This window comes from Rhodococcus opacus (assembly GCF_012396235.1).
Classification (GTDB): domain Bacteria; phylum Actinomycetota; class Actinomycetes; order Mycobacteriales; family Mycobacteriaceae; genus Rhodococcus_F; species Rhodococcus_F opacus.
In genome coordinates, this window is sequence record NZ_JAAXPA010000058.1 from 1 (window position 1) to 14,629 (window position 14,629).

General features: G+C 66.9%; 12 protein-coding genes and 2 pseudogenes. 5 read left to right on the forward strand and 9 right to left on the reverse strand.

The window, feature by feature from the left end; genetic code table 11:
- A pseudogene (locus HGB39_RS37085) lies at positions 1–263 on the forward strand (hypothetical protein); the annotation flags it as partial.
- A gap of 247 nt (positions 264–510) precedes the next feature.
- Here the strand turns inward: HGB39_RS37085 and HGB39_RS37090 are convergent.
- Entirely contained in the window at positions 511–1,638 is a 1,128-nt protein-coding gene (locus HGB39_RS37090) for a flavin-containing monooxygenase (RefSeq protein WP_005565403.1), read from the reverse strand.
- Between the two features lie 27 nt (positions 1,639–1,665).
- Positions 1,666–2,685: a methyltransferase gene (locus HGB39_RS37095; protein WP_005565405.1), complete on the reverse strand. Its 1,020-nt coding sequence runs from the start codon at positions 2,683–2,685 to the stop codon at positions 1,666–1,668.
- A gap of 107 nt (positions 2,686–2,792) precedes the next feature.
- On the opposite strand from HGB39_RS37095, the gene HGB39_RS37100 reads away from it, so the two are divergent.
- On the forward strand, positions 2,793–3,917 hold the full coding sequence (locus HGB39_RS37100; RefSeq protein ID WP_005565407.1) for a helix-turn-helix transcriptional regulator: 1,125 nt from the start codon (positions 2,793–2,795) through the stop codon (positions 3,915–3,917).
- Positions 3,918–4,561: 644 nt separating this feature from the next.
- Here the strand turns inward: HGB39_RS37100 and HGB39_RS37105 are convergent.
- From HGB39_RS37105 to HGB39_RS37135, 7 genes are read right to left on the reverse strand one after another with little or no spacing between them, the layout of a single operon-like run.
- Complete coding sequence (locus tag HGB39_RS37105) at positions 4,562–5,068, reverse strand: gamma carbonic anhydrase family protein (RefSeq protein ID WP_005565409.1); 507 nt, start codon at positions 5,066–5,068, stop codon at positions 4,562–4,564.
- The gene (locus HGB39_RS37110) at positions 5,065–6,456 is read right to left on the reverse strand and encodes an FAD-binding oxidoreductase (RefSeq protein WP_005565411.1); all 1,392 of its coding nucleotides are present in this window, start codon (positions 6,454–6,456) and stop codon (positions 5,065–5,067) included. Before HGB39_RS37110 ends, HGB39_RS37105 begins: the two co-directional genes overlap by 4 nt.
- Positions 6,453–7,292, reverse strand: a complete 840-nt coding sequence (locus tag HGB39_RS37115; RefSeq protein ID WP_005565413.1) for an SDR family NAD(P)-dependent oxidoreductase — start codon at positions 7,290–7,292, stop codon at positions 6,453–6,455. The genes HGB39_RS37110 and HGB39_RS37115 overlap by 4 nt, the downstream gene beginning before the upstream one ends.
- Positions 7,289–8,209: a PCC domain-containing protein gene (locus HGB39_RS37120; protein ID WP_248949814.1), complete on the reverse strand. Its 921-nt coding sequence runs from the start codon at positions 8,207–8,209 to the stop codon at positions 7,289–7,291. The genes HGB39_RS37115 and HGB39_RS37120 overlap by 4 nt, the downstream gene beginning before the upstream one ends.
- A complete protein-coding gene (locus HGB39_RS37125) occupies positions 8,206–9,813 on the reverse strand; it encodes an AMP-binding protein (protein WP_210753226.1) in 1,608 nt (535 codons plus the stop codon). Before HGB39_RS37125 ends, HGB39_RS37120 begins: the two co-directional genes overlap by 4 nt.
- 5 nt (positions 9,814–9,818) lie before the next feature.
- The gene (locus tag HGB39_RS37130; RefSeq protein WP_005565419.1) at positions 9,819–10,988 is read right to left on the reverse strand and encodes an acetyl-CoA acetyltransferase; all 1,170 of its coding nucleotides are present in this window, start codon (positions 10,986–10,988) and stop codon (positions 9,819–9,821) included.
- Between the two features lie 55 nt (positions 10,989–11,043).
- Positions 11,044–11,871, reverse strand: coding sequence for an IclR family transcriptional regulator (locus tag HGB39_RS37135; RefSeq protein WP_005263002.1), 828 nt, complete (start codon positions 11,869–11,871; stop codon positions 11,044–11,046).
- A gap of 283 nt (positions 11,872–12,154) precedes the next feature.
- On the opposite strand from HGB39_RS37135, the gene HGB39_RS37140 reads away from it, so the two are divergent.
- The 3 genes and pseudogenes from HGB39_RS37140 to HGB39_RS37150 form a co-directional block, all read left to right on the forward strand.
- The gene (locus HGB39_RS37140; protein ID WP_240483009.1) at positions 12,155–13,492 is read left to right on the forward strand and encodes an MFS transporter; all 1,338 of its coding nucleotides are present in this window, start codon (positions 12,155–12,157) and stop codon (positions 13,490–13,492) included.
- Between the two features lie 71 nt (positions 13,493–13,563).
- Positions 13,564–14,322 carry an SDR family NAD(P)-dependent oxidoreductase gene (locus tag HGB39_RS37145; protein WP_005565421.1) on the forward strand — a complete coding sequence of 253 codons (759 nt, stop codon included), beginning with the start codon at positions 13,564–13,566 and terminating at the stop codon, positions 14,320–14,322.
- Positions 14,323–14,496: 174 nt separating this feature from the next.
- Positions 14,497–14,629, forward strand: a pseudogene (locus HGB39_RS37150) (ketol-acid reductoisomerase); the annotation flags it as partial.

Sequence of the window (14,629 nt, forward strand, 5' to 3'; positions counted from 1 at the left end):
GCACCACCTACGGCGGGACGGACCCCGGCACCACCTACGGCGGGACGGACCCCGGCACCACCTACGGCGGGACGGACCCCGGCACCACCTACGGCGGGACGGACCCCGGCACCACCTACGGCGGGACGGACCCCGGCACCACCTACGGCGGGACAGATCCCGGAACCTATGGCGCGACGGACCCCGTGAATCCGGGCTACAACTACACCCCGGAGTGTTCTACGCCCGAGAAACCCTCCCCGGTGTATTGCGGCGGGTTTTAGCCCCGACGGCGACATCCCCGAGCCTTACCCAAGGTTCGGGGATGTCGCATATGCGGCCAGGGTGCCGTTCAGGATTGGGCCGTTCCCAGCGCCCAGACACGGCTGCGCACGTCACACAGCACGGGGAGGCTGGCGAGGTTTTGCCGCCGCAGGTGGTACTCGGTGCGGTGGTCAGGGTTCTGGTCTGCGCTGGAGACCCGTGCGTAGCCAGCGCCGGGGCAGGGCGGGAGAATCCTACCGCCGACGCTCACCGCAGTTCCCGCGCGATCGCTCGGGCCGCGCGGCGAGCCTGCTTCGCCGCGAACCCGATCTGCGACGGCCTGGGCACGAACCCGATGAAACGCAACCTCTCGGCGGCCGGCTTTTCACCGGTGGCGTGCGGCCAACCTCGCTCGTCCAGTACGCCGAGGTGCCCGACCAGCTTTTCGAGTTCCTGGCGGAACCCCGTCGCGCAGACCATCGCCTCCGGATCGATTCGCACACCGTCCACCAGCCACACGCTGTCCGCGTCGAGTGACTCGACTCCGCGAACGACCTCGATGGACCTGTCTCGGATCGCGGCGATGAGCTCCTTGTCGACGATCGCCGGTGCCACGCCGAGGCGGGCGCTGCGGGCGAAGATGCCCTCGTCGGGGATCGGTAATCCGAACTCGCGCAGGTCGCCGATGCTCCTCTCCCGGCCGAACCGAGCGATTGCGTCCGCGATAGGGACCGGGGCATGGTAGAGCGGCGTCGCGATGAAGTCTCCCGGCATGCCACCAGGTCCCTGGCGGAGCATGATGTTCGGCGGCGTGCGAGCCGAAAGCCAGACCTTTGCCGCGCCTCCGGTGGCGAGGTCGTAGGCAATTTCCATGCCCGAGCAGCCCGCTCCCACCACGAGGACCCGTTTCCCGTTGTACTGCGAGGGATTCCGGTACTGCGAGGAATGAACCAGTGCACCCCGCCAGTCCCCGCGTCCGGGCCAGTCCGGGACGAAGGGCTCATGATCGAAGCCGGTCGCGACCACCACCTCGGCAGCGTCGACCGAACCGGCAGCGGTGGTCAACCGCCAGTGCCCGTCCGTTAGGTCGAGCCGTTCCACCGGGCAGCCCAGGCGCAGCTCGATCCCGTCCGCACGTGCGTGCCGCTCGAGATGCTCGATCACCTGTTCCCGCGTGGGAAAGGTCGGTGTGCCCTTGGGGTAGGGGCGGTTCGGCAGGTGGGAGAACTGCCTGCCGGTGTTCAGTCGCAGCCGGTCATAACGAGAGTGCCACGACGAACCGACTTGGTCGGCTCGGTCGATCAGCAACGGGTTGATGCCACGGTCGGCGAGGGCCACCGCCGCCGCGACCCCGGAGGTGCCGGCACCGACGATTGCGACTTGATGCTCGCTCATCGTGTGCTCCTTGGGTGTTGTCTTGTTTCATGCGGTTTCGGCGACAATGACGCTCATCGGGCCGGTGAGCGAGCGATGGTCGTGGTAGCGCCAGCCAGTGTCCTGCAGCCAGGCGATGCCTTCTCCGGCGCTGTAGACGTCGCCGTGTTCGAGGTGGACCGCGAATTCGCCCGCCATCAGGGCGGCCGCGACCGGCTGGGTGTGGGTGGGGTCGGTCCAGAAGTCGGCAATCAGCAGCGTGGCGCCGGGTGCGGCGACGTCGCGAATGCGTTGTAGCAGCGCACGATTCTGCTCCGGCGACCAGTAATGCACCAGGTTCGCGACCAGGAAGGCGTCATATCCGGCGGGCAGCGGGTCGGCCATCGCGTCGCCGGCGCATACGTCGATTCGCCCCTCCAGCCCGACCGACGCGATGCGGTCCTGCGCGGTCTGGGCAACCGCCGGCAGCTCGAACACGGTCGCGCTCAGTTGCGGGCAGTGGCGCGCCACCGCGATGGACCAGGAGCCGGTGCCGCCGCCGATGTCGAGGAGTCGATGACTGCCGGACAGATCGACCGTGTCCGGCAGGGCGAGCGAGGGGCCGGCCGAAAACGCCTCGACACCGATCGAGGCGATGGGTTGCAGGGCGGCGTCGAGGTCGAAGATCTGGCGTTTCGGCCCGCGGGCGAGTGCGCCGGCCAGGTCTTCCCACGCCGGGAAGCTGATCTTGTCCCAGAACCGCAGCAGCGGACGCAGGTCGGCGGGCGATCCGCCGGCGAGGAACGCGGCCGCCGTCTCGGTATTGACATACTGTTCGCCGCGGCGTTCGAGCATACCCAGCGCGATCATGGCGTCGGCGCTGATCCGGGTGGCTCGGGCAGTAAGCCCGGTGCGGGCGGCCAGGCCATGCAGGTCGGTGGGGCCCTCGCCCAACGCCTCGAACAAACCGAGTTCGCTGGCGGCGAAGAGGTGTTTGGCGGCCATGAACCCGGACGCCAGCTGCATGATCGGCTCCGGGTTAGGCAGGTCGTGGTCGGTTTCGGCGGAGGTATGGGCTGTCATCGTCATGAAACCAGCGTCGTCGTTGTCGGTTCTGCGTCATATCCCTGAATCCTGGGGAATTCACCCAGATTTCTGGGGTAGGCAGCCCTAACCTGCTGCGATACACTTCGGACATGGCACAGAGCTTGCTGCCACGCGTCCGCGATCTAATCTCGCGTGCCGCCGCCGACCAGCTGGACTGGGTGGGGTACAGCGCGCGAATGAGCGAGGCCCTGCGCGCGGTGATCCCACATGACCGCTGCTGCTGGCACACCGTCGACCCGGGCACCATCCTGTTCACCGGCAGCGTCAACCGGAACGTTGGGTGCTCCGGATCCTGGTTGGCGCACTACGAATACGAGGTCGAGGACGTCGACAAGTGGGCGTTTCTTGCGCACAGTGGCCGCCTGGCGGGTGCACTTAGTCTGGATACCCACGGAGATTTGTCCCGCAGTGCACGGCACCGTTCGCACGAGGCGTACGGAATCGGCGACGAGCTGCGGGTCTCCCTGGTGTCGGACGGGGTCTATTGGGGTGCAGCGGCATTCCTGCGCGATGCGGGCGCGCCGTGGTACACCGCCGAGCACGTCCGCGCAATCGCCGCGCTGGCGCCCGCGCTCGCGACCGGTCTGCGACGTTCGATGCTCCACGAGGTCGAGGCCGCCGTGACGACCGTGGACTACGGCCCCGGCGTGGTGGTCTTCGACGCCGCGGGCAACCCGGAATCGGTCTCACCCGCCGCGGAACGCTGGATCGACGAAATTGTCGAGGTCCCGGCGCCGTCGACGCCGTTCGAATCGAAGGTCGTGCAGGCCATCGCGGCCCGGGCGCGGGCGATCGAACCGGGCACCGATCCGCTGGAACTTGCCGCGCGCTCGCGAGTACGCACGCGATCCGGCGCCTGGCTGTTGCTGTACGGGACCAGGCTTTCCGGCGTCGAAGACGGACGCACCGCCGTCATCATCCAACCCGCGACGCCGCATGAGATCGCGCCCGTCATTGCCATGGCCTACGGACTGTCCCAACGCGAATGCCATCTCACTGCGCTGTGCATCCAAGGGCGATCGACAAGGGAGATGGCGCACGCAATGTCGTTATCCGTCTACACAATTCAAGACCACATGAAGTCGATCTTCGACAAGACCGGGGTGCGCAGCCGCGGGGAACTGGTGGGGCAGATATTCCTCGAGCACTACGCGCCCCGCTGGGAGCTTGCGGCATCCCCGCCATCCGGATGGTGGGCGAAGGGCATCAACTGAATTCGCCGAACTCTCAGCTGTGCGTATCTGCTTCACGGCCAATGGCGCGCCAACCAAGAAGGTTCACCGCCCGAACCATCTCTCCTTCCACGACGCCGGCGCTCACCGACAGTTTGCCGTCGACCAGGAAGATGCCCCTCGCACATTCTGTCGCCGCCGCAGCGAACGGAGGTGGCCCCGATTCCGTCCGTTCGTCCTGCAAGCCCAATCCCAATTCACACGACCAACGGCGGCTCCGCGAGTCCGGCAGGCAACGCCATATAAAGCCGCGAAATCAATGCCACTTATCGCCGTGAGTCACAGCCATCAGCTTGTCGAAAAGTGCAGTGGGCTAGGGTTTTCGACATAGTTTCTCGACACAGGTTTTCGACGCCTCCGACGTGCCGAATCCGCCGGTCAGAGGCGGTGTCGAAAAAGGATCGAATCTCGACAATTCGGGACGGAGCGGGGTGGCCCGCCTCTCACTCCGTTCCCTACTCGCGGAGTTGTATTCGCTCCGCTTGGCGCCCAGCATGGGAATGTCACCGGACGGATCTACCGGGTTCGTGCCGGTCAGCGCCCCTCCCCCGGATCGGTTCGACGACGGAGAGGTGGCGCGTACCGGCCCGCTGCCCGCGGAGAGCGGCCGGTCCGCGTGCACCGGTTCAGCGGTAGTGCGTCAATCGCTTAACGTAGTTGTCGGCATTGCGGCGCACCTGGTCGAGCTCGCCTTCGGTGCAGCGGCGCCGAACCTTGCCCGGAATGCCTGCCACCAGAGAGTTCGGTTCGATGACAACGCCCTCGGATACCAGGGCACCGGCGGCGATGATGGTCCCGCTACCGATTCTGGCGTTGTTCATGACGATCGCACCCATGCCGATCAGAACGTCGTCGTCGACCGTGCAGCCGTGCAGCACCGCGTTGTGTCCGACGGACACCCCGGAGCCGATGGTCAAGGGACTTCCCGGATCAGCGTGGAGGACGCACCCGTCCTGGATGTTGGTCCGCGCCCCGATGGTGATGCGGTCCGCGTCGGCGCGGACCACTGCGTTGTACCAGACACCGGATTCGTCGCCGATGTGTGTATCGCCGATGAGAGTGGCGTTCGGTGCCACCCATGCGGTCGCCGCGACGGTCGGCTCGTGCCCGTTGATGCTGATGAAGGCTGTCACTGCAAGACCTTTCCAGGATTGAGGATGCCGCGCGGATCGAGGGCGTTCTTGATGGCGGTCTGCATCTGCTGTACCGCGGTGGGCAGTTCCCGCGCGAGTCCGGCCATTTTGAGGGTGCCGATGCCGTGCTCACCGGTGATGGTGCCGCCGAGGTCGAGTGCGACGTCCATGATTTCCTCGAACGCGCGGCGCGCACGGGTTTCCTGGTCGGCATCGCCGGGGGTGGTGACGATGAGGGGGTGGAGGTTGCCGTCGCCGGCGTGGGCGATCGTCGCGACGTAGGTGTCGTTACGGTGGGCGATCTCCTCCACTGCGGCGAGCATGGCCGGCAGTTGGTCTTTGGGGACGCACACATCTTCGGTGAGGACGTTTCCAAGTCGTTCGACCGCGGGGTAGGCCAGTTTGCGGGCGGCGAACAGCGCCTCGGCTTCGTCCGGGTCGCTCGAGCGCGTCGCCCAGGTGGCGCCGGAGTCGGTGAAGCATTGCACGATGGCGTCGGCTTCCTCGATGCCGCTGTCCCCCAGGGTGTCGGTGCGGGCGAGGAGAAGGACGTTCGCGTCGGTGGACAGGTCCATCCGCTTCCATCGGTCGATGGCCTCGAGGCAGTGGCGGTCCATGAGTTCGAGTGCGGCGGGGGTGAGCCCGGCGCGGGCAACGGCGCGGACCGCGTTGCCGGCATCGACGGTGGAGTCGAAGGAACCGATGATGGTGGTTGGCGGCGTCTGGAGGGGGCGCAGACGCACGGTGATCTCGGTGGCCAGGGCGAGGGTGCCCTCGGATCCGGTGAGCAATCCGACCAGGTCGTATCCGGCGACGCCCTTGGCCGTCCTGCGGCCGACCTGGGTCCGCTCCCCGGTTCCGGTGACGATGTCGAGGGCGAGCACGTAGTCACGGGTGACGCCGTATTTGACGCAGCACAGCCCGCCGGCGTTGGTGGCGACGTTGCCGCCGAGGGTGGACCAGTGGGAACTGGCGGGATCGGGCGGGTACCAGAGCCCTTCGGCGGCGCAGGCGGCGCGCAGGTCGTCGTTGACGACGCCCGGCTCGACCACGGCATAGCGTTCGAGGGTGTCGATCTTCTTGATGCGGTTCATCTTCTCGAAGGAGATGACGACGGCACCGTCGACGGCGTTCGCCGCCCCGGCCAGGCCGGTGCCGGCGCCGCGGGCGACGACGGGCACGTGGTGGTCGTAGCAGGCGCGGACGGTCTGCTGTACCTCGTCCGCGGTGGTGGGTCGGACCAACGCCACGGGGGTGCCGTGGGGTGCCCAGCTTGCTTGATCGCGGGAGTAGGCGTCGAGGACGGCGGGGTCGGTGGTGGTGCAGGCCGCCGGGAGGGCAGCGAGCACGGCGGTGGACGGAGCGGTGGAATGCAGGGTGCCGGTCATGCCATGCACCGCGATCCGAGTCCGCCGTCCACGGCCAGGCAGACTCCGGTGATGTAGCTGGCGTCGTCGCTGGCGAGGAAGCGGGCGGCGTTGGCGATCTCCCAGACGGTGCCCATCCGGCCGATGGGGGCGACCGCATTGCGGGCGGCGACCATGTCCTCGACGCTGGCGTACTGGCCGGCGATCTGGCGGTAGATCAGTGGGCTGTCGATGACGCCGGGCATGATGGCGTTGATGCGGATGCCGTGCGGCGCTTCGTCGACCGCGGAGGTGGCGGTCAGGTGGTTGACCGCGGCCTTGGTGGCGTAGTACGAGCTGTAGGGCAGTCCGGTGTGCCGTATCGCGGCCAGGGACGAGGTGTTGATGATCGACCCGGATTTGGCCGTGCGCATATGCGGCAGCACGTATTTGAGGGAGTGGAAGACTCCGGTGAGGTTGATGTCGAGGGCGCGTCGCCATTGCTCGGTGGTGAGGTCGACAGGGCTTCCCATCTGTGTGACGCCGACATTGTTGTGCACGATGTCGACACGGTGATACCGGTCGATCACGGTGGAGACGGCGGCAGCCACGGAGTCTTCGGTCGTGATGTCGACCTGGAGTGCGGTGGCGTCGCCGCCGTCCGCGGTGATGCAGTCCGCGGTGCGGGTCGCTGCCGCGATGTCGATGTCGCCGCAGATGACGGTGGCGCCGGCGCGGGCATAGGTCAGGGCGATGGCACCGCCGTTACTCCACCCGTCGGGAGCGGTGCCCGCACCGAACACGAGGGCGATCTTCCCGTCGAGCGAGGCAGCAGGGGTGCTCTTCGGCGGGGCGGTGAGGCCGAGATCGTCGGTCACTGTGGGGTCCTAACTGGTTCGGAGAGGGCTAGTTCGAACGTCATCGCGACCGGGTTGTGGCCGCGTACCAGCGACCCGGTGTACACGTTTCCGTCGATCGCGACGGCGGCGCAGGACAGCTCGGCCCGTGCCCGGCCGTCGCTGTCTCGGGTGATCGACCCGTCGAGGTACATCACTTCGGTGGCCGGTCCGGGTGCGGTGATGATCTGTGTGCCCTGGGTGAGGGTGGCGCCGATGAAGGAGCCGATCTTTCCGCGCACGACCGCGTTGTCGAACCCGTGGGTTTCGGCGAGGTCCTCGACGGCGGCGACGATGTCGACGTTGGGGAGGATCCGGGCCACCACCGAGCGCAGCCCGCCCTCGTGTGTCGTGGTGTGGTTCTGCGCCGGTTGTGGTTGGAACACCGGGAAGTTGATCTCCGGGTCCGGGGTCACCGTCATGGCGACGTCGTCGGTGGCGTAGAGATCGGCCAGGACACCGGCGCCGAGGAGCACCGAATCCGGTATCAGGTGCCCGGCACGCATGACCCCGTCGGCACCGACGAATTGGGCGTGGCAGTGCGCGAAGATCTCGCCGTCACGCTTTCCGATGGTCACTCCGCCCCGGACGAAGGCCGCGGGGCCCTGGCCCCGCCGGGGTTCGCTGAAGGTCGCCACGCTGGTACCGGCGTGGCAGATCGAGGGGATGTAGTAGTCGAAGGCTTCGAACGTCCCTCCGCGCAATTCACCGAAGGCGCTGGTGAATCCGCGTGCGAACACCGCGTCGTGCAGGGCCGGGAGCAGCGCCTGACCCGCGGGGAGTTCGGTGTCGATGTGGTGGAGAGTCGCCGGATAGGCGTCCACACGCTGGGATGCCGGTGGGCCCGGGTGCTCGAGTCGCGGCACCCCGGGGAGCAGGGAGATGTCGGGGACGGTCACGAGCCGACCTCGCTCGGCCACAGCCCCAACTGGAAGAATTCGTTCTTCAGCAGGGTGGTGGTGACCTTTCCGTATCCGGAGGTGGGCAGGGTGGGTGCGAATTCGATCCGCTTGGGCACCTTGTAACGGGCCATGTTCGATCGGCACCAGGTGAGCAGCTCGTCGGTGGTCAGGGTCGATCCCGGCCGCAGCACGCACAGGGCGTAGCCGACCTCTCCCCAGGTGGGGTCGGGGGCGCCGACGACACCGGCGGCGACCACGTCCGGATGCTTGAGCAGCTTTTCTTCCACTTCCCGGGGGTCGATGTTGGAGCCACCGGAGATGAACATGTCCGAGGCCCGCCCGGTGATGTACAGCAGTCCGGACCCGTCGAGGTAGCCGAGGTCACCGGTGCGGAACCAGCCGTCGCGGAAAGCTTTCCGGTTCGCCTCGGGGTTGTCGAGGTATCCGGCGAATACGGCCGGCCCGCACACGCAGATCTCGCCCCGCTCACCGGCGGCCAGTTCGCGGCCGCCGTCGTCCTGGATGCTGATCGTCATGCCGGTGCGGGCATAGCCCGCGGTGCCGATGCCGTCCGGTTCGGGTGTCGTGCCGTGCAGTTCGGGCGGCAGGACGGTGATGTTGCCGGTGACTTCACACAGGCCGTAGTACTGAACCAGCACCTTGCCGAGGACATCGAGAGCGATCCGCTGGTCCCGTGAGGACATCGGGGCGCCCGCATAGACGACGTAGCGCAGGCTGCTGCGTGCGGGATCGTGACCGTCGGCGGCCTGGACCAGCTTGTTGAGGATGGTCGGGACGGTGAACATGGTCGAGACGGCGTGCCGCTCGATCAGCTGCCATGCCTCACCGGCGTCGAGGGAGTCGCTGCCCGTCAGCACGATCGCCGCTCCGCGGGCGACATGGGTCAGGGCGTGCACCCCGGCGCCGTGCGAGAGCGGGGCCAGCACGAGGGTGGCGTCGCGGTCGGTGAGCTGCGGCATCAGATCGCACAGGTGGTTGGTGACCACGAACGCCATCTGATCGTGGGTGAGCACCGCGGCTTTGGGTCGCCCGCTGGTCCCTGAGGTGAAGAAGTACCAGGCCGGAGTTCCGACATGGACCGGTGCGTCGACGCTGACCGCGTCGGGGAGGTGCTTGTCGATCAGTTCCGCGACGTGGGCGCTGCCGAACTGGGCGGCCTCGCGGTCGTCGCCGATCGCCCAGGTTTCGTATCGGTTCAACGCTGCGGCGTGGGGGGCGCAGGTGTCGTGGCAGATCACCAGGTCCGGTGCGACGAGGTCGGCGAGGGGGGCGACGTCGTCGGGCACCAGCTTGCAGTTGGTGGGGACAATGACCGCCCCGAGCCGCCAGGTGGCGAACAAGACGGTGAGCGTGTCCATGCAGTTGGGGCTGTGGAGCAGCACCACCGATCCGGCGGTGAGTCCGTGACCGCGCATCGCGGCGGCCAGGGCGCTGACACGCTCGTTGAGCTGCGCCCACGTCCAGGTGTCGTCCCTACGGATGACGGCGGGCCGGTCCGAGAGCCGGGCGGCGGCCTGGGTGAGCAGGGTGGCCAGATTGGTGGTGCGCTGCGGTGCGGTGGTGGTCGCGAGGGCGGACATGCTGGTCACCACCTCTCCAGGATGGAGGCGTAGTTGGTGACGGCGGTACCACCCATGTTGAATACGCCTCCGAGGTCTGCGGTGGGGAGTTGGAAGGTGCCGGCTTCGGCGGTGAGCTGCATGGCCGCGATCGCGTGCATCGACACACCGGTGGCCCCGATCGGATGGCCCTTGGCTTTCAGACCGCCGGACCGGTTGATGGGCAGCTTGCCGTCGGGCAGGGCAAGTCCCTCGTCGACCACCTCATGGCCGCGGCCACGTTCTGCCAGCCCGAACACTTCGTACTGGATCAGTTCGGCGATGGTGAAGCAGTCATGGGTTTCGATGAAATCGAGGTCGACGGTCGAGGTCGCCGCCTGCTCGAGTGCCCGATTCCATGCCAGGCGGGCGCCGGCGAACTCGATCGGGTCACGCCGCGAGAGCGGGAGGAAGTCGTTGGCGTGGGCGCGGGCGCGGAACGCCACCCGGCGCGGCGCGGCCTTCGCTCGATCGGCGCTGGTGATGACCAGAGCCACTGCGCCGTCGGAGAGCAGGGAGCAGTCCGTGCGCCGCAACGGCTCCGCCACATAGGGGTTCTTGTCGGAGACCGTGTTGCAGAAGTCGAAGCTGAGGTCCTTGTGCAGCTGGGCGTACGGGTTGCTCATGCCGTTGTGGTGATTCTTTGCGGCGATGGCGGCCATTGCCGCGCTCGGATCTCCGTAGCGTTCGGCGTAGGCGCGGGCGATTCCGGCGAAGACACCGGCGAATCCGCCTGTGACGTTCGATTCTTCGGGCCGGTAGCAGCCGGAGAGCAGGATTTCGCCGGCGCGGGGGGTGTCGACTGCGGTCATCTTCTCGGCGCCGATGACCAACGCGACGTCGCCGCGGCCGGAGTCGATGAAGTCGCATGCGGCGTAGACCGCCGCACTTCCTGTGCCACAGGCATTCTCGACGCGCATCGCGGGAGTGTGCTGGAACTCCGGCGTCGACAGGGACACCAGGGACGCCTGGAAGTCCTGGTCGGAGAAGCCGTTGTTGTAGACGCCGACGAAGATGCCGTCGACTTCACTGGGCTCCACCTGAGCGTGGGTGAGAGCTTCGGGAACGACGGAACCGATCAGGGCGGTGACGTCGGGTTCGTTCAGTCTGCCGAATTTCGAGTGTCCCCACCCGGTGATGGAAGTGCGAGAAGTCATGTTTTCTCCGATATCGGTGTCGCGGCGACAGGGCAGGTGGCCGCGGTGGTTGTCATTAGAGGGCTGATGATTCGGTGCGCAGGGTGGGGGCGAGCCGGGCGGCTTCCTCCTTGAGCAGGATCGCCAGACGCGCTTGTCGGTCCGGTCCCATCCGGGAGCTGATGGCCGCGATGCTCAGCGCGAGTGCGGGTTCGCCGTGGGAGTCGAGGACGGCGATCCCGATCGCCCAAGATTCGGGTACGACCATGCCCTCGTTGACCGCGATGCCGCCGCGCCGGCGGGTGCGCTCGGCTTGCTCGAGCAGCCGGTTGGGGGTCAGCTCGGGATACCGCTGGGCGAGTTCGGGCGCATTGGCCGCCATCACACTGGAGGCGACCTGTGGAGGCAGAGCAGCGAGCAGGGCCATGCCGTGCGCTCCGACGCCGAGCGGGTACCGGTCGCCGGCCTGCAGGACGTGACTGCGGATCGGCCACGTTCCCTCCTCGCGATGTACACACACCGAGTGAGTGCCGCGCCGCACCGAGATGAAGGCCGCGTCCTCGGACACCTGCGCGAGCCGCACCACCGAGGACAGGGCCTGCTGCTGCAGTCCGTGCCGCCGTTCGGCGGCATTTCCGACGGTGTACGCCTCCGGCCCGAGCAAGTACCGCCGGTCGTCGGCCTGCTCGAGATAGCCGGTGCTCACCAACTCCGACAGCAATCGGTGCACCGTCGGCTTACTGAGCCCGCTCTCCGAGGCCAACTCCGCCAGGGACAGCCCGCCGACACGATCCCAGCCCGCCACCATCGACAGCAGATCGAGAGCGCGACGCACACTCTGCGAACCCGGAAGGGCGTCCCGGCCCGCGCGAGCCGACACCGAATCGATGGAATCGTTCCGCATTGTGAAATCTCCCTCAGTGCACGTCATACGAGATTGGAGTGGGTTGTCGGCCCGCTGGTCTGCAAACGACAGTAAAACGTGAGCTGGATCTCGGTCAACAATTCCATAATATGGACCAATTTCCTGGGCCTTTGACGCTCTGCTTGACGTCGCACGCCGGAAGGGAACACAGTCACACCACAGCGTGACTCAGATCACGCCGTTGGCCTCCTGGGGAAGGAGGGCGGTGCAGAACCCGCCAGCACTTCTTCCGCCCCTTGCCCGATGAAAGACAGGACCCGCAATGACTCCCATGCCCGCGGCCGCACGGCCACCGCGAATCGATATCCGACAGGTTCGGTGGGCACGCATCGGTATCCCGCTGTTCGTGACCTATTTCATCTGCTTCATGGACCGAACCAACATCAGTGTCGCCTCCCCCCACATGGCGAGCGAGCTGCAGTTGAGCGCGGCGGCGATGGGCCTGGTGTTCTCGGCCTTCTTCTGGGGTTATGTGCTCAGTGGATTGCCCGCCGGCGCCTGGGCGGGCAAGGGGCACGCCAAGAACATCATCGTGGCGTGCATGGTGATCATCGGGCTGTCCGCGGCCGTGACCGGTGTCGTCCACAACCTGCCGGTTCTGATGGCCGCGCGCATCGTCCTCGGGCTCGCCGAGGGCGCCATCTTCCCCGCCTTCGCCGTCATGTTCATCAGCTGGTTCCCCTCCCATGAACGCGGCATCGCCGTCGCGTTGACGATGTACACCGTGCCGCTGTCCTCGGCGGTGATGGCACCGCTGTCCGGGTGGCTGATCGAGGTCACCAGCTGGCGCGCGATGTTCGTCATCCAAGCCGTTCCCGCCATCCTCGTCGCGATCTGGCTGCACTTCTCGGCCACGGAGAAGCCGGAAAACCACCCGCGGCTGAGCGCGGAGGAACGCGACTACATCATCGCCACCCGCACCGTGGAGACCACCGACGAATCGACCCTGCTGCAGGTGTTCATGCGGCCGGTGGTGTGGTTGCTGGCGTTGATCTACTTCTTCTGGGTCATGGGCATCTACGCACTGACCCTCTGGCTGCCCACCGTCATCGGAGACCTCACCGGGCAGGGCTCGTTCCTCGTCGGACTGTTGACCGCCATCCCGTTCCTCGTCGGAACCGCCGCGCTGTATCTGGTCACCAAGCGCGCCGTCGCCAGTGGCCGCTCACTCGGCTCGTTCATCGCACTGCCCATCGCCATCAGTGGCACGGCCATGATTGTCCAGCATTTCGTGCACCTCGGAGCGGTCTTCAGTTTCGCGATGCTCGTGGTCGCCGCCGGATCCATCTACGCCGCCCTCGCACTCTGGTGGACCTGGGTCATGCAGATCGTTCCCCGCAACCAGGCCGGGGCCTCGGTCGGTTTCGTCAACCTGTGCGGCAACTTCGGCGGTCTGGTCGGCCCGCTTCTCATCGGCCTCGTCGCCACCGCCGGCAACACCGCATCCGGATTCTGGATCATCGGGGTCTGGGTCATCATCGCCGCCCTGATCGTGAAGATTCTCGACTCCCGCCGCACCGGCGCCAACGGTGATGCAGAACTGTCCGGGCGGCACACCGATGCCGACCTGGAACCCGCGCCGGTCACAACCGACCGTTGACCTCACCGGGGACCCGACACGGCAGGGCCCACCGACACTCCCCCACCACATCACAATCCGAGGAGACAGAGATGAAGGACAAACGCGTTGCACTGGTCACCGGTGCGGGCGCCGGGATCGGTGCCGCCATCGCAGAGCGGCTCGGTCAGGCAGGTCGACATGTGGTTCTCACCGACCTGAATCAGGAGAGTGCCAGCGCTCTCGCAGCCGATATGAAGGACCGCGGAATGAGTGCGGACGCTCTGGCGATGGACGTCGGTGACCGGGCCTCGATCGAGACGGCGTTCAAGTGGGTCTCCGAAACGTATGGGCGCTGCGACATCCTGGTCAACAACGCCGGGTTCGCCAAGATCCACTCGTTCGTCGATTGCCCGGACGACTACTGGCAGGCGAGCCTGAACGTCAATCTCACCGGCGCGTTCCGCTGCGGTCAGCATGCTGCGCGACTGATGCTCGAACAGCGATGGGGACGCATCATCAACATCGCCTCGATCAGCGGTATGCGTGCCGGCGCGGGTCGCACCGCCTACGGAACCACCAAAGCAGGCCTCATCGGACTGACCCGCCAGATGGCGATCGAGCTGGCGCCCCACGGCATCACCGCCAATGCCGTCGCTCCCGGTCCGATTGAAACGCCGCAGGCCCAGGCGGTCCACACCGCCGCGACCCGCGCGGCCTACAACCAGCTGGTGCCGGCTCAGCGGTACGGCCAACCGGACGAGATCGCCGCCGCCGTCAGCTTCCTCGCCTCGGACGACGCGGCTTATGTCAACGGCCACGTCGTTCCCGTCGACGGCGGATTCATGGCGGCCGGAATGCTCAGCGTCTGACGCGGAACCTCCGATCAGCAGCACCAGCCGTACGTCACACCCGCAGCACGGCACGGCAATTCAGTTAGCGGCAGCGTGCAGGCCCACAAGGTCCACGCGCGAGGCCTGACCATCGAACCGATCCACCAGATATGAAGAAGAGAAAGCAGCAACGTGCTCACCAATGAAGGAAATTTGACGGTCGAGATGTTCTACGACGACGATGCCGATCTGTCGATCATCCAGGGCCGCAAGGTCGCTGTGATCGGTTACGGAAGCCAGGGCCACGCGCACTCGCTGAGCCTGCGCGATTCGGGCGTCGATGTGC

Bases quoted from the DNA above. Each gene is read 5' to 3' on its own strand.
- HGB39_RS37090 (WP_005565403.1), bottom strand. From the start codon at position 1,638: ATGAGCGAGCATCAAGTCGCAATCGTCGGTGCCGGCACCTCCGGGGTC.
- HGB39_RS37095 (WP_005565405.1), bottom strand. From the start codon at position 2,685: ATGACGATGACAGCCCATACCTCCGCCGAAACCGACCACGACCTGCCT.
- HGB39_RS37100 (WP_005565407.1), top strand. From the start codon at position 2,793: ATGGCACAGAGCTTGCTGCCACGCGTCCGCGATCTAATCTCGCGTGCC.
- HGB39_RS37110 (WP_005565411.1), bottom strand. From the start codon at position 6,456: ATGACCGGCACCCTGCATTCCACCGCTCCGTCCACCGCCGTGCTCGCT.
- HGB39_RS37125 (WP_210753226.1), bottom strand. From the start codon at position 9,813: ATGTCCGCCCTCGCGACCACCACCGCACCGCAGCGCACCACCAATCTG.
- HGB39_RS37130 (WP_005565419.1), bottom strand. From the start codon at position 10,988: ATGACTTCTCGCACTTCCATCACCGGGTGGGGACACTCGAAATTCGGC.
- HGB39_RS37135 (WP_005263002.1), bottom strand. From the start codon at position 11,871: ATGCGGAACGATTCCATCGATTCGGTGTCGGCTCGCGCGGGCCGGGAC.
- HGB39_RS37140 (WP_240483009.1), top strand. From the start codon at position 12,155: ATGACTCCCATGCCCGCGGCCGCACGGCCACCGCGAATCGATATCCGA.
- HGB39_RS37145 (WP_005565421.1), top strand. From the start codon at position 13,564: ATGAAGGACAAACGCGTTGCACTGGTCACCGGTGCGGGCGCCGGGATC.